The following is a 20,444-nucleotide window of genomic DNA, read 5'->3' as shown; positions in this document are numbered from 1 at the left end:
CCTCAAGCCTGAACCAGCGGGCCGGGGTTTTTCAGGTACTGCTCGCGGATCGCCCGGGCCGACCAGTAGGTCAGCGCGGCTACCAGGCCAGTGGGGTTGTAGCCCAGGCCCTGGGGGAACGCCGAAGCACCGGGGACGAACACGTTGTGCACGTCCCAGCTCTGCAGGTAGCGGTTCAGGGCGGAGGTTGTAGGGTCGTTGCCCATGATCGCGCCACCGTTGAGGTGGGTAGTCTGATAGCTGGCGGTGTTGAAGTGCTCCTTGACCTTCTTGCCGAGAATGGCGATGGACTTGGGGTTCATCGCCTGGGCGATCTTGCTCAACTTGTCGACCATGAACTGGTTCATCTTGATGTCGTTCTCCTGCCAGTCGAAGGTCATGCGTAGCAGCGGCTGGCCGTAGGCATCGCGGTAGGTCGGGTCGAGGTCGAGGTAGTTGCCGCGGTACGACTGGTGCGCGCCGTGGGCGTCCATCGACACCTGGTGGGTGTAGTAGTCGGCGGTGGCCTTCTTCCAGGCGCTGCCCCAGGCCGGGGTGCCCGGCGGGTTGGCGACACCGGCGATCGGCCGGCTGCCGGCCTGGTTGACCCACATCGGCGAACCACCGACGAAGCCATGGGGCCCATGGTCGAAGTTGTCGGCGTTGAAGTCGTCGATGGCCACGCCGTTGCCACCGGCACCGATGAAGTTGTTGGTGTAGGTGTCCTTGTCGAAGAACGCCTTGACCGTGCCCATGTTCTGATAGGCGAAGTTGCGCCCGACCACGCCTTCGTTCTTGACCGGGTCGTAAGGCTTGCCGATGCCGGAAAGCAACATCAGGCGCACGTTGTTGAACTGGAAGGCGGCGAGGATGACGATGTCCGCCGGCTGCTCCACCTCGCGGCCCTGGGCGTCGATGTAGGTCACGCCGGTGGCCTTGCGCTTGCTGTCGTCAAGGTTCACCCGCAGCACGTGGGCGTTGGCGCGCAGCTCGAAGTTCGGCACCTGGCGCAGTGCCGGCAGGATGTTCACGTTCGGCGAGGCCTTGGAGTACATGTAGCAGACGTAGCCGCTGCAGAAACCGCAGAAGTTGCATGGGCCCATTTGCGCGCCGTACGGGTTGGTGTACGGCCCGGAGGTGTTGGCCGACGGCAGGTTGTAAGGTTTGTAGCCGAGGCTGGCCGCAGCCTTTTCGAACAGCTTGGCCGACACCACGTTCTTCTGCGACTCCAGCGGGAACGGGCTCGAACGGTCAGGCGCGTAGGGGTTGCCGCCCTTGCCTTCGCCAACCCGTTTGCCGTTGACGGTCCAGGCCTGGCCCGAGGTGCCGAAGACCTTTTCGGCGAAGTCGAAATGCGGCTCGAGTTCCTCGTAGCTGACGCCGAAGTCCTGGATGGTCATGTCTTCGGGGATGAAGCGCTTGCCGTAGCGTTCCTCGTAGTGGCTGCGCATGCGCAGCTCTATCGGGTCGACCCGAAAGTGCACGCCCGACCAGTGCAGGCCCGCGCCGCCGACGCCCTTGCCCGGCAGGAAGGCGCCGAGCTGGCGGTTGGGCAACGCAACATCGTTGACGCTGTGGCGGATGGTGACGGTTTCTTTAGACACATCGACGAACAGCTTCTTGCGCACGCTGTAGGTCAGCTCGTCGATCACCTGCGGGTAACTGCCGTCCGGGTAGGTGTCCTGCATCGGCCCGCGCTCCAGCGCCACCACCTGCAGCCCGGCTTCGGTGAGTTCCTTGGCCATGATCGCACCGGCCCAGCCGAAGCCGACGATGACCACGTCAGCCTTTTTCATTGCATTGGCCATGCCTTACGCCCTCTCGCCACGAATCGATACTGCCGGGAAAGGGTAAGGCGCGTTGCGCTCGACCCAGTCCATGAAGTCTGCCCGGGCACCCGGGAAGCCGATCTGCGTCCAGCCGACCATGCCTTTGTTGCCACCGTGCATCGGGTCGCAGAAAAAGCCCTCGCGGGTGTTCTGCACCAGCAGGCTGAAGAAGACCTTGGCTGGCACCTGCTCGAAAACGATCTCACCGGCTTCGATCTTGCCGAGAATCTTGTCTCGGGTAGCGCTATCTTGCTCGGCAAACGTTTTACCGCTGGCGTTCTTGCACCAGGCCTCCGTGGCGGCTATCCCTAAGCGGTAGATCTGTTGCGGGCTGAGTTGCAGCTGGTAGCCGAGCTCTGGTGCGGCATCGGCCTTGAACGGACCCTGCATGTACCACTGGGCGCCGGTGGCGTAAGGGGTGTTCATCTGGCGGTCGATGAATTCGGCGGCGCCAGCTTCCAGCGCACCGGGGCCGAGCTCGTCGGCGGGGATGATGCGCGACACGGCCGCTTGCAGGAACGCCCACTCTTCGGCAGTGAAGAAGGTTGGCTGATAGTTGCCGGCCGGGGGTGTGGCCGGCACCTTGGGCTCGCGCACGGGATCGGCCAGCAACTGGCTGGCACCAAGGCCGGTACTGGCCACGGTGACCACCGGGATCAGGGTCAAGGTCTTGCGCAGGAAGTCCCGGCGCGGGTTGTCGGGGGCATGCTCAGGCATTTCGAGTCCTCATCAGCATTGGGGCGGCCTTGGGTTGCGCCATCTGGTGTCCGGCCGGGCCGGAAAAGCCGCGTAATCTAGCTGGTTTGGAAATCTTTTGAAACCGGTTTCAAAGCCTGCGACATCCTGCGCCTTGACACTCCCCCCGTAGGAGCGGCCTTGCGTCGCGAAAGGGCCGCAAAGCGGCCCCGGCGATTTTCCGGATGGCGCCGAAAATCCTGGGGCTGCTGCGCAGCCCTTTCCGACCGGTCCGGCGCCCCGGCAAGGCCGCTCCTACCCCGAACGCTCCAGACTCATAAGAATTCGAAGGAGTACCCAACGATGACCCGGTTCTCATCCGCCGCATCGGTAAAATTGGATCGGACGCCGCGCTTGCTGCGCTTGAGCAACGCCGCGCCAAAGCGCGCTTCGATATCCGAAATCCGTTTGCTGACGGCCGACGGCGCCATGAACGCCCGCTCACCGGCACGGGCGATGGTGCCGGCTTCGCAGACCACGATGAACAGGTGCAACGACAGGTGATCGAGGGCTGCATGGCGGTTCCCAGGCTGGAAGTGGCCGCCGTCCTAACACCAGTCGTCGGCTTCCCCTGCGCCGCCACAAGCAGGCTCAACCACTCATCCGGCCGTACCTTGCCATCATCCAGGCCCTCATCTACACCTAAAACGTTCCGGCCATGATGGCCATGTGACTTACCCCGTCGGCAGGCTCGCCGCGCATTCGTCACACAGGGAGAAGGACCTTGAACCGCATCGATATCCTGATTGCAGTGGATGTGATCGGCGCGCTCGCCGCCGGCTCCCTGCAAGGCAATGTCTACCTGGTCGACACCAACCAGTACCTCGGCTCCTGGCAAGAAGGGCAAAGCCCCTTGAACACCGTGTGCCAGGACGGCCAGTTGCTGACCTGGTCGGTGGTCGCTGTCGACGCCGCCAGCCAGGTGGCTATCAAGGCCTTTTCCGGCCAGATGGTCGAGCAGAAGGCCTGCATCCCCTCCCCCGATCCCTTCGCTGGTGATGGCGTGTGGAACGCCCGCGTGCAAAGCCAAGGCCGCTACGCCAGTTTCCCCTACAACGTCACCCTGTCGATGAGCGGCAGCACTCTGACGTTCGCCAGCTACCTGAAAGTCGTCTGAACGCTTCATCCACCCCAAGCAGGAAGCACCACCATGGCCAAGCAAATCAACGTGCTGATCGTCGTCGATGTCGAAGGCGCACTGGCTGCCAACGACCTGAGCTCCAATGTGTACCTGATCGATACCAACAAGTTCTTTGGCTCTTACAACGAAGGCCAGACCGAACTGGTCACCACCTGTTCCGACGGACAGGTGGTCATCTGGTCAGTGGCCTCGGTCAACCCGGGCGATGACGTCGAAATCGTCGAGTTCACCGGGCAGATCATCGAAAAGGGCATCTGCCAGCCCAAGCAGTCCACCCTGGCCACCGGTGAGGTGGTATGGGCCGGGCGAGTCGAAAGCCAGGGTGCCAAGGCCAAATACCAGTACAGCGTCACCTTGTCGTTCGATGGCAAAGCCATGAACTTCGACCCCTTCCTCAACGTCAGCCAATGAGCGAGGGCCGCCGCCATGCTTGCTCCCGACCCGAATGATGCCATCGCCAGACTCACCGATGCCTACGCCGATATCGTCGGCATCGACAACTTTGCGCTCAGCTGCCAGAGCATCCAGATCGTGCCCATTCCAGACGAACCCGACTGGTTGCCGCCCGTGGCCGTGGAGTTCAAGCGCCTGGATGCCGCCGCTGACGTCTGGCAGCTGGACCGTGCGCAGGTCTGGGCCCCGGTGATCCTGGCCTTCCAGAACTACTCCGCCGTGTTCAGCGCATTCGCGGGGCTGGCCAAACCCCAGGCCAACGACGCTGACATGTGGATCGAACTGCTCACCCAGACCTTGCTGCCCCAGGTGGCCAAGAGCCTGGCCACGACCCAGGCCGCTGAAAGGGAACTGCAGGGGATGATGCAGGCGTTCAACAGTGTGCTGCCGCAAATGGACGCGTCCATCGAGGCCGGCTGGAACGCCTTGGCCAGCGAGGAGCAGCAGATGCTCGCGCTGACCGAGGAGCTCGGTGAGCTGGTAAGTGCCGTGCAGGCCCTGGGCAGCAAGATCACCAGCGACGCCATTGGCTCTGACACCGGCATTGCCCAGTCTGCCGTATCGATGCTGTACAGCGCCGGCGCAGCCGGGGCAGCAGCGACGGTGCCGGTGCTGGGCCTGGTGGTGGCCGTGCTGAGCATCGGCAAGAGCTTCTACACCTTGATCGAAGATGACCAGCAGCTGATCAGCCAGATGAACAAGATCAATGCGCTGAAGTTGCAGCTCTCCGGCGAGGCTCTGGGCCTGGCCCTGACCAAATCGACGCTGCAAACGCTGTACAGCATCCAAGCGCAGTACCTGGGCCTGCGCGATGCACTGCCCCTGCTGGTCGACCTGTGGGCCAACCAGCAGAGCAAACTCCAGGATGCCGTTGCCGCACTCAGGGCCGGTGCCAGCCCTGACGCCTACCTCGGCCTGGCTACGCTGCCCACGGCCCTGGCGGCCTGGCAAACGATCGATACCTTTGTGGCGCACTTGTCAAAGACTGACTTCACAGTCGGCGCGCCGGTAACGATCGACATCGGCAAGGCTCAGATCAGGCCAACATTCCCATCATTGGCACGGGCGTGAAAGAACACCTGTCACACACACCCAACCAACCGAGGAGATTCATGATGAATATCGCCATCAAGGAAGCTACCGACCTGGCCCCCGCCCCGGACAACATCTTCGGTAACACCGGCGTTTCCTACAACGCCTCGCAACTGATCACCTTTGCCAGCCACGCCGTGCTCAACACCGTGTTCGTTGCGCCGAGCCCCAAGCCGGACTGGTTCGACAGCCTCAATGGTGACCTGCAGGCCGCCCAGGCGCTCGCCGGGCAATGGGTCAACCAGCTCGGCACCGAGGTTTCCAAGACGATCCCCTTGCAAGTGATCAATTTTGGCAGCACGTTCACCGCGGCCAGTGACGCGATCATCCAGATCGCCAACAGCAACCCGACCGCTCAAGGCGCCAGCAATCCCTCGGTGGTGGAGATCCGCGAGATCATCGAGCAGACATTGCTGCCGCCGATCCAGGACGTCATCAAGCAGATGACCAGCGTCAGCGCCTCACTGACCCAGTGGGGCACACAGATGCAGGCGGCCCACGACAAGCTCTCCACAGGCTCAAGCACCATCCAGGCGGCCGAGATCGATTTGCAGGGCGACATCGACAAGATGAACAACGCCATCACCAGCCTGCACAACGAGATCGACGCAGAGAACAAGGCCATCGCCGCTTCGGCCGCCGCCATCGGCATCGGTATCTTCGCGCTGGTGGTGGGTATTGCGCTGGCGCCGGAGACCGGCGGTGCCAGCCTGCTGATCGGCGGCGGCATCGGCGCCGCCGGCATCATTGGTGGTGCCGTGACCTGGGGCGTGATGCAACACAAGATCAATGAGCAATTCGACCAGATCGCCAAGGACCAGAAGGAAAAGGCCGACGACCAACGTCAGCTGATTGCCCTGAAGGGTCTGGAGATGGCGTCGAAGAACGCCGTGTCCAGCATCGAGCTGGCGACCCAGAGCCTGTCCAAGTTGCAAACCCAGTGGGGGACCTTCCAGGGTGAATTGCAAGGGGTAGTGGACAAGCTGAACCTGGCCGACCAGGCGATCTCGACGATCGTGCAGAAGGTCTTCACCCAAGGCGCGCAGAACGAGTGGAGCACGGCCATCGACACCGCCAACAACCTGGTCAACGCCAAGATCGAAGTCGAGGCCAAGACCCTGCCGATGTCGGCTTGACAGTACCCGCCTGCCAGCCGGGGCCCCTGTGCCCCGGCCGCCCACCTCTCTTTGAAGGACGTTGCCCATGGGTTTCGATGCCGCGCAAACCAATCAGCAGATCAGCGATTCGATCGGCTCGATGCTGCTGCTCAATGCTTCATGCCAAGCCTTGATCGAGGTGTCGATCGCGCCTTCGTCTTCGCCCTGGTACCCACAGCTCGATGAGCAACTGGGCCAGGCCCAGGACCTCGTGGTCGGCTGGCGACAGAACGGCTACCGCTATTTCCAGAGCGAGATCCTGGCGCAGGTCGACGCCTGCGGCAAAACCTTCCTGGCCGCGCAAGCGAGCATCGATGCATTGTTCGAGCAGCTCCAAGGCGAGTACGACAGCGCCGTACAAGCGCGCATCGTCAACCAGCTCGAGGCGCTGCAGGCCCCTGTCCAGGGCATGCTGGCGGCCATCGCGGGTTACAGCGCCAGGCTCGCGGCCTTCGAACAGCAGCTCGGTGAGCCCTACGCCAGGATGAACACCAGCATCGCCCAGATCCAGGCGCAGGAAGCCGATATCCAGCAACAGATCGGCACCATCAACCAGCAGATCCAGCAATTGCAGCAGCAAGTGCAGGCCGACCGTGACGCCATCGCAAAAGCCCGGGCGCAGAAAACCCAGGGCTTCGTCGAAACTGTCTTCGGCGTGCTGCTGACCCCATTCACTGCGGGGCTGTCACTGGTCCTGGCCGGCATCGGCGTGGCCACCCTGGCCCAGGCGCAAGAAAAGATCGATGCGCTGCAGTCCACCATCAGCCAGTACCAAGGCACCATCAGCGCCGACCAACAGGCCTTGTCCGCCGACCAGCAACAAGTCGCCACGCTGAACGGCCTGACCCTGAGCCTGTCATTGGCGATCAATGACATCGACGCCATCGACACCGCGCTCGATGCATTGAAAGTCAGCTGGACGGTGCTTGCAGGTGAGCTGGGCAATGCCACAAGCGCCGTCGCCAAGGCGCGCGATGCACAGCAGGCCATCGTCGCCAGGGTGTGGTTCGATGCGGCCTGCAACAGTTGGCGCACGATCAATGACTTCGTCGAATCGATGCAGGCCAACAACGCCCCAGTACCGAAGCGAGTCGCCATCGGCCAGTGATTGCCCTGCGGTCGCGGCAGCGGGCCGGACGCCGTATGATGGCCGTCCACACCCGAGGCCCGCCATGTTCGATTGGGAAGATCTGCGCCATTTCTGCGCCTTTACCCGTACCGGGTCGCTGTCGGCAGCGGCCAAGCTGCTGGGGGTCGACCACGCCACTGTGGCCCGGCGCATCGCTGCGCTGGAGGCTGCCCTGAACCTCAAGCTGGTCGACCGCCGCCCCAGGGCCTACGCGCTGACCGACCAAGGCCGCCGGGTAGGTGAATACGCCGAACAGATGAGCCAGTCGTCGTTCGCCCTGGAGCACTTCGCCAATGCCGGGCAGCAGCAGGTGGAAGGCGAAGTGGTGCTGGCCGCCCCGCCCGCTTTGCTCGGCAGCATCATTGCCCGGCGCCTGGGTACGCTGTTGCAGCGCTACCCGCAGCTGCGCCTGAAACTGGTCGGCAGCAAGTCGCGGGCCTCGCTGACGCGCCGCGAAGCCGATATCAGCATCACCCTGGCCAGGCCCACCGAGCCGACCCTGGTCGCCAGCCTGCTGGGTTACTTGGACTACCGGCTGTACGCCGCGCCCGCCTACCTGCGCAGTGCCGGCGCGCCGCGCTACATCGGCTACGACGAATCCCAGGCCAAGTCGCCGCAGCAGCAGTGGCTGCTCAGCCAGACCGGCAACCCGCCCTTCGTGTTGCAGAGCAACGACCTGCGCATCCAGGCCCAGGCGGCCGCTGGCGGGGTCGGCATCGCCTGCCTGCCGGCATTCATGGCGCAGGAGCATGGCCTGGAGGTCGCCGGCAAGGACGAACAGACCATGAGCATCGAGATCTGGCTGGCGGTACACGAGGATGTGCGCAACACGCCGCGCATCAAAGCCGTTACCGACTTCCTGCAGCAACAGGTCAAGCCACTGCTGCGCTTGTGAATTTTTGCGGATTGCGCCTGCGCCGATTCGGGATTTTCGCAGGCAGCCATCACCGCTAAGCTTCCCTGCATCGCACAACCGATCAATGAGGAGCAGCGGATGCAATACGTCAAACTGGGCAACACCGGGCTGGACATCTCCAAACTGTGCCTGGGCTGCATGACCTTCGGCGAACCCGATGCCGGCACCCACCCATGGACCTTGGGCGAAGCCGACAGCCGCCCGATCATCCGGCGTGCCGTGGAGCAAGGCATCAATTTCTTCGATACTGCCAACAGCTATTCGGCCGGCACCTCGGAGCTCATCCTCGGCAAGCTGCTGAAGGAGTTCACCCGCCGTGAGGAAACGGTGATCGCCACCAAGGTGTTCTTCCCCGCCAACATGTGGGAAGGCAGCACCCGCCCCAACGAGCAGGGCCTGTCACGCAAGGCGATCATGGCCAACATCGACGCCAGCCTGGCCCGCTTGGGTACGGACTATGTCGACCTGTACCAGATCCACCGCTGGGACTACCACACGCCCATCGAAGAGACCATGGAAGCCCTGCACGATGTGGTCAAGGCCGGCAAGGCGCGTTACATCGGCGCGTCGTCGATGTATGCCTGGCAGTTCGCCAAGGCCCAGCAGGTGGCGGCAAGCAACGGCTGGAGCCGCTTCGTGTCGATGCAGAACTACCTCAACCTGATCTACCGCGAAGAAGAGCGCGAGATGATCCCGCTGTGCCTCGACCAGGGCGTCGGCCTGATGCCCTGGAGCCCGATGGCCCGCGGCCGCCTGACCCGCCCTCATGGGCAGCAGACCGAACGCACACGTACCGATATTTCCGGGCAGTCGTTTTACGCCAACACCGAAGTGGAAGACGGCCGGGTGATTGACGTGGTCGAGCAGATCGCTGGCGAGCGCGGTGTGCCGATGGCCCAGGTGGCGCTGGCCTGGGTGCTGGGCAAGCGTGGGGTTTCGGCACCGATTGTCGGCGCCTCGAAGGTGGCGCAGCTGGATGATGCGATTGCCGCGTTGGCGTTCCAGCTGAGCGATGAGGAAACCGCCCGGCTGGAAGCACCCTATGTGCCGCATGCCGTTACGGGCTTCAAGTAAGCCTGCACTGGCCTCTTCGCGGGTGAACCCGCTCCCACAGAGACCGCATCATCTTCAGCCCTGTGGTGATCCTTTGGGAGCGGGTTTACCCGCGAAGAGGCCAGTGCAGGCTTACAGCGCCGCCGGTCGTACTCTGATTAACCTCGTGACGAATGGAGTACATCTGTACTCCTTGCTGAATTTGCGCGCCACCCCTGCAGCAACACCGCCAGTGCCGCCAGCCCCGCCAGTATCAGCAGTGATGCAAACACCTGGGCAAAACTCCAGCCCAGCGCCAGCATCTGCGCACCGGCAAAGGCACTGAGGATGGCACCGAAGCGGCCGATGCCACTCATCCAGCTGGCGCCGGTGGCCCGGGCTTCGGTCGGGTAGAACGCCGCCGCCAGTGCATTCATGCCCACGCTCGCGCCGTTCAGGCCAAAACCCACGGCCGAGGCGATGGCGCACAGCCAGGCGAAATCACCTGCCACCTGGCCAATTGCGAAGATAACCGCGCCGCTGAACAGGAAGGTCTGCATCAGCACCCGCTGCGGGTGATAGCGGTCCATGGCCCAGCCCACCGAAACCGCGCCAACCGGGCCGCCGATCTGGAAGCAGGCCGTGACGATCGCCGCTTGCGACACCGAGAAACCACCGCCCTCCTTCACCAGCGTCGGCAGCCAGCCGCTGAACAGGTAGACCAGGAACAGCGCCAGCACATAGCCGGTCCACAGCATCAGCGTGCCGAAGCGGTAGCGTGGCGAAAGGATGGTGACGATGGCGCCGCCCTTGTGCGCGCTGGCGGCGGGGACAACGAAGGTGCTGTCGGGGCCGCAGTGTGCCGGTGCCAGGCGCTGGACGATACGCCGGATACGCTGCGGGTCGGCGCCCTGGCTGACCAGGAAGGTCACCGACTCGGGCAGGCGCCAGCACAATAACGGCAAGACCAGCAGCGGCAACACCCCGCCCAGGGCCAGCACACTGCGCCAACCCAGGTTGGGGATCATCCAGGCGCTGACGAAGCCGCCCAGCGCCGCACCCAGCGAGAAACCGCAGAAAGCCAGGGTGATCAGCAGCGAGCGGCTGCGCGCCGGGGCGTATTCGCTGACCAGGGTGCTGGCGTTGGGCATCGCCGCGCCCAGGCCCAGGCCGGTGAGAAAGCGCAGGGCGACCAGGGTTTCCAGGTTCGGGGAAAAGGCCGAGGCCAAGGTCCACAGGCCGAACAGCAGTACGCTGCCGAGCAGCACTGCCTTGCGCCCGTAACGGTCAGCCAGGGGGCCGGCAACCAGGGCGCCGAGGGCCAGGCCGATCAGCGCGGCACTGAGCACCGGGCCAAGGGCCTGGGCGCCGAGGTGCCATTCGCTTTTCAGTTGCGGGGCGATGAAGCCGATGATGGCGACGTCCAGACCGTCCAGGGCGATGATCAGGAAGCCGAGGAAAACCACCCATTTCTGATAGGCACCGATGGATTGCTGGTCGATCAGTTGGCGTATGTCGATTGGAGTGCTCATTTGCCTTACCTCTTGTTGTTTTTATTGGGGGTAATGCGCGGTATTTGTGGGAGCGGGTTCACCCGCGAATGCGTCGTTGAACCCACCAGCGCTTTCGCGGGTAAACCCGCCCCCACAGGGTCCCAGTCAAGCCATGGCGCTGTTACACAGGTGCACCGGCTTGATGATCCGCGTCTCCTGCGCCACCACCAGGTCGCGGGTGGCCTGCAGGTACGGGGCAAAGTCCGGGTCGGCATCGCGCGCCGCGCTGCGCCGCTCGAAATCCGCCAGGCTGTCATAGCCCCACAGATGCACCACCTGGTTCAGCGGCCCGATGCTGCTGACGTAGAAGCCAAGCGGTGTGCCCAGATGCCGGCGCAAAATGGGCATTGCCAATTGCTCGAAGGCTTCGAGAAACGCCGCCATGCAGCGCGGCCGGATGGTGTAGATACGGTGGTCGACAATCGCCTTGTCCATCACGCCACCTCCCGCGCCGGGTGGGCACTGGCCAGCCCCTGCTCGACCCCGGCCAGGTGCCGGCCGGTGATGTAGCCGAAGGTCATGATCGGCCCCAAGGTAATGCCCGCGCCGGGGTAGTTGCCGCCCATGATGCTGGCCCGGTCGTTGCCCACCGCGTACAGCCCTGGGATGGCGCGCCGTTCGCCATCGAGTACCTCGCCGACCACGCTGGTACGGATGCCATCGAAGGTGCCCAGGTCGCCCATGACCACCTTCACCGCAAAGTACGGCCCGTCACCCAGCGGCGCCACGCACGGGTTGGGCTGGTGTTGAGGGTCGGCCAGGTAGCGGTTGAAGGTGGTGCTGCCACGGCCGAACTGCCGGTCCTCACCGTGCACTGCGCCAAGGTTGTATTCGCGCACCGTGCGCGCCAGGCCTTGGCCATCGATGCCCGCCTTGGCCGCCAGCTCGGCGAGGGTCTTGCCCTTGAGCAGGTAGCCATTGCGCAGCAGCGGCCCCAGCGGCATCGGCGCAGGTTTGGCGTAGCCCAGGCCGTACTTGGCCAGGGTGCGCCGGTCGCAGACCAGCCACATGGCGGTTTCCGGCTGGTCGGCACAGGCTTCGATCAGTGCCGCGCCGACATCGTGGTACGAGTTGGATTCATTGGTGAAGCGCTGGCCGCTGCGCAGCACGCCGATCACCCCAGGCTTGTAGCGATCAAGCAGATGCGGGAACGCCACATACTTGCCACCGGCCATCGGCACCTTCGAGACCGGCATCCAGGCCGCTGCCGCTTGCAGGCAGATATCCACCTTGCCGCCCTGAGCCTCGGCCATGCGAGCACCGTCGCCGGTATTACCCGCCGGCACCGGCGAAAAATGCTCACCGCCCCGGCGTACGTGGGGGTATGCCTCTCGCAAACGCTGCACGTCATGGGAGAACCCACCGCACGCCAGCACCACCCCGCGCCGCGCCTCAATCCGTAACTCACCGCCCTGCTGCTGAGCCAGCGCCCCGCTTACCCGCCCGCCCTCGCGCAACAGCTGCCGCGCCGGGGTACCGGTAAGGATCGGGATGCCGAGGTTCAGCGCCGACTTCACCAGCCGCGCCGCCAGGGCATTGCCGCTGGTGACCTGGGTGCCGCGACGGTACAGCAGCAGTTCCTTGAAGTGGGTCAGCAGCCGTTTGGCCACGTAGCTGAACGAGGCCAGCGAACGGGTGACGTTGAAGAAGTGCTTGAGGTCGGTATTCGACGAGTTGAACATCATGCCGATGAAGGTGATGGTTTTCAGCGGCGGGCGCAGCCTTGCCATGTCCGCCCCGAGGCCGCGGATGTCGTAGGGCGCGGCCAGGATCGAGCGGCCGATATCGGCACCGCCCTCGACTTGCGGATGATAGTCCGGGTACAACGTGGGGACGAACTTGACCGTGGTCTCGCGCTCGAAAAACTCCACCATCTGCGGCCCATGTTGCAAGAACGCCTCGACACCAGCGGCGTCGAAACAGGCGCCGGTTTCGTTGCGCAGGTAGGTCAACGCGTGCTCATGGCTGCCATTCTGGTCATACCGGTTGCCCGGCACCCACAGCACACCACCGGAAAACGCCGTGGTACCGCCAAAGCAGTCGTCCTTCTCGATCACCAGCACGTCCAGGCCATGCTTCCTGGCCGTGATCGCCGTCGCCAGGCCACCGGCCCCGGCGCCGATCACCAGCACATCGCAGCTGCGCGTGTTCATGCCTTCGCCCCCTCGAAGCCGGGGCGCGGGATCAGCGCCATGGGCATGCTCTCCAGGCCGCCATCCACGGTCAGTTCGGCGCCATTGATGTAGTCGGCGCGGGGGCTGGCGAGGAACAGCACGGCATCGGCGATATCCTGCGGCTCGCCGATACGCTGGTTGGCGGTCATCGCGCTGCGCTGGCGTTCGACCTGCGGGTCGGCGTAGAACGCCGCCGACAGCGGCGTGCGGATCAACCCCGGGCACACGGCATTGCTGCGCACCCCACGCGGCCCCCACTCCACGGCAATCTGCCGCGACAGCATGCTGACCCCAGCCTTGGCCGCGCTGTAGGCGCCACTGTTGGGCTGCGGGTAATGCGCGGCGATCGACGCCACATGCACGATACGCCCCTGGCCACGGGCAAGCATCGAGCGGCCGAAAGCTTGCGCGCACAGCAGGTAACCGCTGAGGTTGACCGCCAGTACCTGGTTCCATTGCTCCAGGCTCAACGTTTCCAGCGCCCCGGGGCGCAGCACGCTGGCATTGTTCACCAGCACATCGCAGCGCCCGTGCAGCGCCTGCACCTGGGCCGCGGCCTTCTCGACGCTGGCCGGGTCGGCGATGTCGCAAACCAGTGCGCTGACTTCACCGGCACTGTGCTCGCCCAGGCTGGCGGCAAGCTCCCGGCATTTGTCGAAATCACGGTCCAGCAGCACCACATGGGCCTGTTGCTCGACCAGCGCGGCGGCCAGCGCCGCACCGATGCCACCGGCTGCACCGGTGACCACGCAAACGGCTGAGTCCAGGCCCAGCCAGGTGGAGGAAATCTTGTTGTTATGCATGCTGCTCTCCAGAGTGTCGCTTGATCTGGTGAACAGCCTAGGGCTGAGGGGGCGGCCGGCAGAATGGACAAAACCTGCAAGCGTCGCCACATTCCGGTCAATTTTGTGCCAGGCACCTGAAGCCTGCATCTGGCTGTGGCACAGTGGCCAGGTAGCGACCAGAACAATTACAACAACATGAACAAGATCCCCAACTACGCCCTGTACGGTGAAACCGCACAGCCGGTGTGGCACGAGTCCTTGCATGTGGAGCAGATCTCCCAGCGCTCCGGCGCGCACAACTGGGAAATCGCCGCACACCGCCACGACGGCCTGCTGCAGTTGCTGTACCTGCAGAGCGGCAGCGGCGAAGTGCTGTTCGACAGCGAGCGAGTGCAGGTTTGCGCACCCTCTGTGGTCTATGTGCCCGCGCAGGTGGTGCATGGCTTCCACTGGGCCGGCCAGGTCGAAGGCCAGGTGATCACCGCCGCCCAGCCGCCACTGGAGAGCATCGCCCAGGTGCTCGCGCCCAACTTGCTGGCAGCGATCCGCAAGCCGCAGGTCATCGCCCTGCCCCGTTGGCCCACCGAGGACGACCCGCTGCTGCCGCTGTGCCTTGCCCTGCGCGAGGAATACCACAACCGCGCCCGCGAGCACGTGGCCAGCAGCATGGCGTTGCTGCTGGCCCTGCTGATCCAGGCCCTGCGCCATGGGCAGGAGGCGCCCGACCCGGCGCACCGCCCAGCGTCACGGCGCAGCCAGCAACTGACCGGGTTTCGGGAGCTGGTGGACAGGCATTACCGCGAGCACCGGCCACTGGGCTTCTATGCCGGTGAACTGGGCATGACCCTGGCGACCCTCGGGCGCTTGTGCCAAGAGCACCTGGGCATGACCCCGATGAATGTGATCAATGCCCGGCTGGTGCTGGAGGCCAAGCGGGTGCTGGGGCATTCGGATGCAAGTGTGAAGCAGATTGCCCATGAACTGGGGTTTGCCGATGTGGGGTACTTCAGCCGGTTCTTTCGCAAGCAGTGCGGGGTGAGCCCGAGCGCGTTTCGCGTTGAAAAACCCGGGTGATGTGCTGCCGGTGCCGGCATCTTCGCGGCTAAAGCCGCCCCCACAGCGCTCACACCGCACCTGTAGGAGCGGCTTTAGCCGCGAAGAGGCCATCAGCATCAATACTGCGCTGCGCTAGTACCCCGTCATCTCCAGATACCCCCGCCCTTGTACGCTGCCATTCACCCGCACCGGCCCTTCCCAGTATGGGAACCGCGTCCCCATCCAGGCCTTGGCCTGCACTGCCTCGACCTGCACATCCAATTGCACCGAGGGCACTTGAACCCGCCAGCGGGTCGGCACGCGCTTGCCGTTATCCTGGTTGGCCCAGGCCAGCGGTGTCAGCTCGACCTCAGCCCCTTGCAGCGCGCGTACCTGCCCGTCAGGGCCAACCCAGGTGCCAGCCCGGTACGGCTGCCCCTGGTCTTCACGCACCTGAAACAGCATCAGCTTGGCGCCACTGCCCAGGTGCAACGAAAACCAGTCCCAGCCACTTTGCCCGGCCGCCAACGGCTGGCTGCTCCACTCCCGGTCAAGCCAGGCCTGCCCGGTTACCGCAATGCGCTGCCCGTCCCGCTCGACCTCGCCACTGACCTGGTAGAACGGCTGGCTGTAGTAGTACGAAGCCTGGCCCTTGCCGGACTTTTCGCTGTAACCACGGTCGCCGTGCAACACCAGCGGCTTGTCGCTGGCCAGGGTCAGGTCGTAGCGAAAGCCCTGGCCGCTGGCACGCATCTGCAAGCGCTGGATGTTGTCATCGCCTTGCAGCGACCAGTCGTTGATCCAGGCCCGGAACGGCCCGGTTTCGACACCGGCCTGGCCGATGCCGCCCCGTGCCAGCGTTTCGCCGACCTGGTGGCCGCCCGGGTCGGTCAGCGCAGCATGGCCCATCCACAGGTTGGGGCTGTTCCAACCGTGCGTTTCGGGGCCGGGGCGCAGGGCTGAACGGAACAGTGTCCATTGCACGCCCCAGTCGCGGCCCTGGGCATCACGCAGGTTGGCGGTGACATACCACCATTCGATGCGATAGCCGTCGTGGGCGCCGTGGTCGCGGGGGAACACCAGCGCAGTGTTGCGCGTGACCTGCTTGAACGCCGCCGCCTCGGCTCCGAGCCCTGCATAACTCGCGGCCGGCGGCGCAGGCGCGTCGCACCCGGCCAGCAGCAGGCAGGCCAGCAACAGCCAGGCATCAAGCCTCATCGGCGAACCGCCGCAACAGCTCACTGGGCTGGCGCCGTGCCAATTGCCACAACGGCCAGGCGCTGGCCAAAAGGCTGGTCAACACGCCAAGTCCGGCCAGTTGCACCAGCTGGCTGGCAAACACGTGCCAGGGCAGCCGCCAGCCGAATGCCTGCACATTCACCACCGCCACCAGGCACCAGGCCAGCAGTAACCCGAGCGGGATGGCCAGCAGTATGGTAAAGCCGCTGAGCATCAGCGTCTGGCCCAAGCTCAGCCAGGCCAGCCGACGGCGCGGCACGCCCAACGCCCAGAGCGGAGCCAGCTGCCCCAGGCGCTGCTGGCCCAGGGTCAGCTGGCTAATGAACAGCGCCACGCCAGCGACGCCGAGGGTAAGGCTGTTAAGGGCGGCGGTGACAGCGAAGGTACGGCTGAATATCTGCGTCGACCAGGTTTTCAGGCTGGCCTGCTCGACCAGTTGCGATTCGTCCAGGCCGTAGCGCTGCTGCAAGGCGCCCTTGACCTGCGCGACCTGCCCGGGCCGGATCAGCAGGCTCAGGCCGCTCAGGCTGGCCGTCGGCGCGTGCCGGCGCAACCAGTCGGCATTGACCAGCACATGCCCTTTGGGGTTGCCATAGTCGGCGTGAATGCCCACCACCCGCATGCCCTGCGGCGGTTCGCCCGGCAACTGCACGGTATCCCCGATGCCCAACCCAAGGCGCCGCGCCAATTGTTCACTGAGCATCGCACCCTGCCCGCTGGCTACCTGCGCCCAGGCGTCCGCAGCCTGCTCCAGCAAAGGCCAGTGGTTGCGGTAGAACGGATGATCGATCACCCCTTGCACCTGCACCGGCCAATGCTGCAGGCGCCATTCCACCCGCCAGCCTGGCAGCACGGCATTGACGTCTGGGTCTTGCTGCAGGTCCTGGTAGATCTCCAGCGCCTGCGTGCTGTCGCGGGGTGTGACATACAGGTCGGCGGCCAGGCGCTGGTCGAGCCAGTCTACGAAAGTGCGGCGGAACCCTTCGGTCATGCCGCCCACGCCGACACTGGCAGCCAATGCCAGTAACAGCGCCATCAGTGCCAGGCTCAGCGCCGGCAATTGCTGGCGGCTGTCGGCGATAAACCACTGCGCCAGCGGCCGCCGACCGTGCCTGCCCAAGCCGGCGAGCAGCAGGGCCAGCGCACCCGGCAACAACAGAGCCGCCGCCAGCAGCAACGCAGCAAGCATGGCGAAAGCATTGGCCAGGCTACTGCCGAAAACGCCACAGCCCAGGGCCAGCAAGCCCAGGGCTGCGGCGGCCAGCGCCTGGCGCTTCAACCAGGGCAACTGTGCCAACCGCCAGGCCTGCGGTTGAGCCAACGCCAGCAACGGCAACCGCGCTGCGCGCAACAGGCTGTCGATGCCGGCCAGCAGTGCGCCGAGCAGACTCACGGCAATACCCACCAGCCACCAGAACAGCGGCAGATGCAGGTGCCCGGACACCTGGGCGCCATACAGGCCGCGCAGGCTGGAAGCGAAGTCGGGCAGCAGCAGCGCGGCCAGCAGGTAACCTGCCGCCACGCCTGCCAGGCCGCCGGCCAAGGCGAACAGCCCAAGCTCCAGGGCCAACGCCGCCAGCAACACCTTCAGGCTCACACCGCAAGCGCGCAGGGTACGCATCAGGCCTCGTCGCTGCTCCAGCGCCAGGCCGATGGCGGCATGGGCAATGAACAGCCCGACCACGAACGCCAGCAGGCCGAGGGCCGTGAGGTTGAGATGAAAGCTCGCGGTCAGGCGTTGCAGGTCGGTGTCATCGCCCGCTGGCTGCACTTTCAATTGCTCGGCGAAGGCCTGCGGCAACGGCTGGTCGGTGTCGCTGATCAGCCGCGACAGCTGCCCCGGTGCGTCGAGCAAGGCCTGGGCCACCCCGATATCGACCAGCATCACGCCGGGCGCCAGGTGCTCATTCAAGGTCAGTGGCGGCAACGCCTGCCCATCGGCCGTGCGCAGCTTGCCCGCCAGTTGGCGCAAGGTATCCGGCCCGACCCAGGCCTGCCCCGGTGTACCGATGAAGGCCGGCAGATCGAAACTCGCCGGGTCGGCACCTGCGACAGCCATGCCAGGCAGCATGCTCAACGGCTCGATGCCGATCAGCCTGATGGAAACGGCCGGCTCACCGGCCAGGCGCAAGCGCCCTTCCAGCACGGGCGTGACTTGCCAGCCTTGCCTGCGCAGTTGTACGTACAGCGCCTGATCGAATCGCTGCCCGTCGCGGGCGACGATCTGCTGATGCGCCGGCCCGCTCAACACGGCGCTGGCCTGGGCATAATCGCTGCGCGCCTGGGCGTTGAGCGCCTGCACGCCGGTCCACAAGGCGGTGGCCAGCCACAAGCCGGTGAAGATGCTGATGCACTGCAAGCGGTGGCGCCACCAGTGGCTGCCCAGCGCCTGCAGGGTTATCAGCAGGTCGTTCATCAGCTTTGCACCCGGCCCTGATGCAGCACGCAGCGTTGCTGCAGGCAGGCGGCCAAGCGCGGGCTGTGGGTCACCATCAGCACGCTGCTGCCGGCCTCGCCGACCAGTTGCAGGAGCAAGGCCAGCACTTCGTCGCTGCTGGCTTCGTCGAGGCTGCCGGTGGGTTCGTCGGCGAGCAACAACGCCGGCCGGCTGGCCAGTGCGCGGCCGATGGCGACCCGTTGCTGCTGGCCGCCAGACAGCTGCTCCGGGTAACGATCGAGCAAGGCCGCCAAACCCAGGCGTTGGGCCAGGTAGGCCAGCCACTTCGGGTCGTGACGCTTGGCCAGGCTCGCCTGGAAGGCCAGGTTGGCTGCCACGTCGAGGCTGCTGATCAGGTTGTATTGCTGGAACACCAGGCCGATGCCCTCGCGCCGCCAACGGGCCAGGGCGGCCTCGCCGTGGCCGTGCAGGGGGGTACCGTCGATGAGGATGCGCCCACTGTCGGCGCGGTCGAGGCCGGCGACCAGGTGCAACAAAGTGCTTTTGCCACTGCCGGACTCGCCCATCAGGGCCAGGCTGCTGCCACGCGACAGGGTCAGGTCGACGCCGCGCAGGACCTGGAGTGGGCCTTGGGCAGTGGGAAAAGACTTGTGCAGGTGCTCGATGACCAGCATGGGGTTACCTTTGGGGAGGTAATTGCAGGGTGCATGCCTTTGATTCTATAGCGCCAGGGAGATCGAGCGCCGCCCGCGCGGCGCATCGCGGATAAATCCGCTCCTACATTTGTTGCAACGTGGCCATGCCTGTGAGGCCATGGTTGTCTGCCTTGTTTGTGGGCTCAAGTCATGCGCCAAGGCGGGCAACGATGGCGTGACAGGTTCGGCACGTTGCAAAAAATGTAGGAGCGGATTTATCCGCGATGCGCCGCGCGGGCGGCGCTCGGTCTCGAACCCACCAATAATCTACCGCCAAACACCCCTAACCCACCAAAGCATGCTGCACTTCCCCAACAGTCGCCGCCAGGCTGTTCAGGTGCAAACTCAGCACCTGCTCCACCGGCGCCTGGTCCAGCGGCCAGTGCAAGGCAATGCTCCCGGCCAGTTGCCCCTGCACCCGCACCGGCAAGGCAATCGCGCGGATCAGGAACGGCAGGCGCACCGGATACTCCCAATAGCCCTCGGTGCGCTGGCCAAAGCCCTTCTGCACATCCCCTTCCAGGTCACGCATCAACGCTTCACCACCTACCCGCTCATGCTGGGCCAGGCGCTGCACTTCATCCACCGCGAGCTCCTTGAGGCACGCGCGGCCCATCGCCGAATGGAACAGGCTGGCATGCTGGCCGACGATCTGGCAGTTGTTCGGATAACGCTTGCGCAACACCTGGGGAATCGCGCTTTCCATCACCTCCAGCCGCTCGCCGTCGAAGCACGACAGGTCGACCACCAGCCCGGTGCGCTCGCTCAATTCCAGCAACAATGGCGCGGCGCTTTCCACCAGTTGGCGCTTGAAACGCTGCTGGCGGTCGCCAAACAGGCGGCGGGCGCACAGCCGGTAGCGCCGGTCGCTCAGGCCGCGGTAGACCCAACCCTGCTCCTGCAAGGTGGCGAGCATGCGCGAGGCCGTGGCCTTGGGCAGGCCGGTGAGGTAATGCAGCTCCTCCAGCCCCAGGGCCTGATGCTCGCCAAGCAGTTCGACGATGGCCAGCGCGCGCTCCACCGAGCGCACGCCACCGCTGTCTGTCGCTGTGCCCATGTGTCCGACCTCCCTGTCTGTGCGTGGATGGTCATCATGCCCAGC

The 20,444-nt window shown here is 65.0% G+C and carries 18 protein-coding genes and 1 pseudogene; 8 read left to right on the top strand and 11 right to left on the bottom strand.

The window, feature by feature from the left end:
* Positions 1-2: 2 nt before the first annotated feature.
* The 3 genes and pseudogenes from BUQ73_RS11895 to BUQ73_RS11885 form a co-directional block, all read right to left on the bottom strand.
* Complete coding sequence (locus tag BUQ73_RS11895) at positions 3-1,787, bottom strand: GMC family oxidoreductase (RefSeq protein WP_079228099.1); 1,785 nt, start codon at positions 1,785-1,787, stop codon at positions 3-5.
* A gap of 3 nt (positions 1,788-1,790) precedes the next feature.
* Positions 1,791-2,525, bottom strand: coding sequence for a gluconate 2-dehydrogenase subunit 3 family protein (locus BUQ73_RS11890; protein WP_079228098.1), 735 nt, complete (start codon positions 2,523-2,525; stop codon positions 1,791-1,793).
* Between the two features lie 362 nt (positions 2,526-2,887).
* Positions 2,888-3,043 (bottom strand): annotated as a pseudogene (locus BUQ73_RS11885) (helix-turn-helix domain-containing protein); the annotation flags it as partial.
* Between the two features lie 224 nt (positions 3,044-3,267).
* Here BUQ73_RS11885 and BUQ73_RS11880 point away from each other — a divergent pair.
* The 7 genes from BUQ73_RS11880 to BUQ73_RS11850 all read left to right on the top strand — a co-directional run bounded on the left by BUQ73_RS11880 (position 3,268) and on the right by BUQ73_RS11850 (position 9,505).
* Positions 3,268-3,660: a hypothetical protein gene (locus tag BUQ73_RS11880; protein ID WP_079228097.1), complete on the top strand. Its 393-nt coding sequence runs from the start codon at positions 3,268-3,270 to the stop codon at positions 3,658-3,660.
* Positions 3,661-3,693: 33 nt separating this feature from the next.
* On the top strand, positions 3,694-4,095 hold the full coding sequence (locus BUQ73_RS11875; RefSeq protein ID WP_079228096.1) for a hypothetical protein: 402 nt from the start codon (positions 3,694-3,696) through the stop codon (positions 4,093-4,095).
* 15 nt (positions 4,096-4,110) lie between these two features.
* Positions 4,111-5,208, top strand: coding sequence for a hypothetical protein (locus BUQ73_RS11870; protein WP_079228095.1), 1,098 nt, complete (start codon positions 4,111-4,113; stop codon positions 5,206-5,208).
* A gap of 44 nt (positions 5,209-5,252) precedes the next feature.
* The gene (locus tag BUQ73_RS11865; protein WP_079228094.1) at positions 5,253-6,365 is read left to right on the top strand and encodes an HBL/NHE enterotoxin family protein; all 1,113 of its coding nucleotides are present in this window, start codon (positions 5,253-5,255) and stop codon (positions 6,363-6,365) included.
* Between the two features lie 67 nt (positions 6,366-6,432).
* Entirely contained in the window at positions 6,433-7,494 is a 1,062-nt protein-coding gene (locus tag BUQ73_RS11860; RefSeq protein WP_079228093.1) for a hypothetical protein, read from the top strand.
* A gap of 64 nt (positions 7,495-7,558) precedes the next feature.
* A complete protein-coding gene (locus BUQ73_RS11855; protein ID WP_079228092.1) occupies positions 7,559-8,410 on the top strand; it encodes a LysR family transcriptional regulator in 852 nt (283 codons plus the stop codon).
* A gap of 99 nt (positions 8,411-8,509) precedes the next feature.
* The gene (locus BUQ73_RS11850; RefSeq protein ID WP_079228091.1) at positions 8,510-9,505 is read left to right on the top strand and encodes an aldo/keto reductase; all 996 of its coding nucleotides are present in this window, start codon (positions 8,510-8,512) and stop codon (positions 9,503-9,505) included.
* A 137-nt stretch (positions 9,506-9,642) separates the two neighbouring features.
* Here BUQ73_RS11850 and BUQ73_RS11845 read toward each other — a convergent pair whose 3' ends face one another.
* The 4 genes from BUQ73_RS11845 to BUQ73_RS11830 form a co-directional block, all read right to left on the bottom strand.
* The gene (locus BUQ73_RS11845) at positions 9,643-10,995 is read right to left on the bottom strand and encodes an MFS transporter (protein WP_079228090.1); all 1,353 of its coding nucleotides are present in this window, start codon (positions 10,993-10,995) and stop codon (positions 9,643-9,645) included.
* A 126-nt stretch (positions 10,996-11,121) separates the two neighbouring features.
* On the bottom strand, positions 11,122-11,451 hold the full coding sequence (locus BUQ73_RS11840) for an NIPSNAP family protein (RefSeq protein ID WP_079228089.1): 330 nt from the start codon (positions 11,449-11,451) through the stop codon (positions 11,122-11,124).
* Entirely contained in the window at positions 11,451-13,169 is a 1,719-nt protein-coding gene (locus BUQ73_RS11835; protein ID WP_079228088.1) for an FAD-dependent oxidoreductase, read from the bottom strand. The genes BUQ73_RS11840 and BUQ73_RS11835 overlap by 1 nt, the downstream gene beginning before the upstream one ends.
* Positions 13,166-13,993: an SDR family NAD(P)-dependent oxidoreductase gene (locus BUQ73_RS11830; RefSeq protein WP_079228087.1), complete on the bottom strand. Its 828-nt coding sequence runs from the start codon at positions 13,991-13,993 to the stop codon at positions 13,166-13,168. Before BUQ73_RS11830 ends, BUQ73_RS11835 begins: the two co-directional genes overlap by 4 nt.
* 177 nt (positions 13,994-14,170) lie before the next feature.
* On the opposite strand from BUQ73_RS11830, the gene BUQ73_RS11825 reads away from it, so the two are divergent.
* Positions 14,171-15,049 (top strand): helix-turn-helix domain-containing protein, encoded by an 879-nt coding sequence (locus tag BUQ73_RS11825; RefSeq protein WP_079230544.1) that lies wholly within the window; start codon positions 14,171-14,173, stop codon positions 15,047-15,049.
* A 114-nt stretch (positions 15,050-15,163) separates the two neighbouring features.
* Here the strand turns inward: BUQ73_RS11825 and BUQ73_RS11820 are convergent, their stop codons facing one another.
* The 4 genes from BUQ73_RS11820 to BUQ73_RS11805 all read right to left on the bottom strand — a co-directional run bounded on the left by BUQ73_RS11820 (position 15,164) and on the right by BUQ73_RS11805 (position 20,399).
* Positions 15,164-16,228 (bottom strand): lipocalin-like domain-containing protein, encoded by a 1,065-nt coding sequence (locus BUQ73_RS11820; protein WP_079228086.1) that lies wholly within the window; start codon positions 16,226-16,228, stop codon positions 15,164-15,166.
* Positions 16,218-18,665: an ABC transporter permease gene (locus tag BUQ73_RS11815; RefSeq protein WP_079228085.1), complete on the bottom strand. Its 2,448-nt coding sequence runs from the start codon at positions 18,663-18,665 to the stop codon at positions 16,218-16,220. Before BUQ73_RS11815 ends, BUQ73_RS11820 begins: the two co-directional genes overlap by 11 nt.
* Positions 18,665-19,321, bottom strand: a complete 657-nt coding sequence (locus tag BUQ73_RS11810) for an ABC transporter ATP-binding protein (protein ID WP_079228084.1) — start codon at positions 19,319-19,321, stop codon at positions 18,665-18,667. The genes BUQ73_RS11815 and BUQ73_RS11810 overlap by 1 nt, the downstream gene beginning before the upstream one ends.
* Before the next feature lie 304 nt (positions 19,322-19,625).
* A complete protein-coding gene (locus BUQ73_RS11805; RefSeq protein WP_079228083.1) occupies positions 19,626-20,399 on the bottom strand; it encodes an IclR family transcriptional regulator in 774 nt (257 codons plus the stop codon).
* Between the last annotated feature and the right edge of the window lie 45 nt (positions 20,400-20,444).

Source organism: Pseudomonas putida (assembly GCF_002025705.1).
GTDB classification, from domain to species: Bacteria; Pseudomonadota; Gammaproteobacteria; order Pseudomonadales; family Pseudomonadaceae; genus Aquipseudomonas; species Aquipseudomonas putida_J.
Note: the sequence above shows the minus strand (reverse complement) of the source record. Positions and strands in the feature narration are given on the sequence as shown.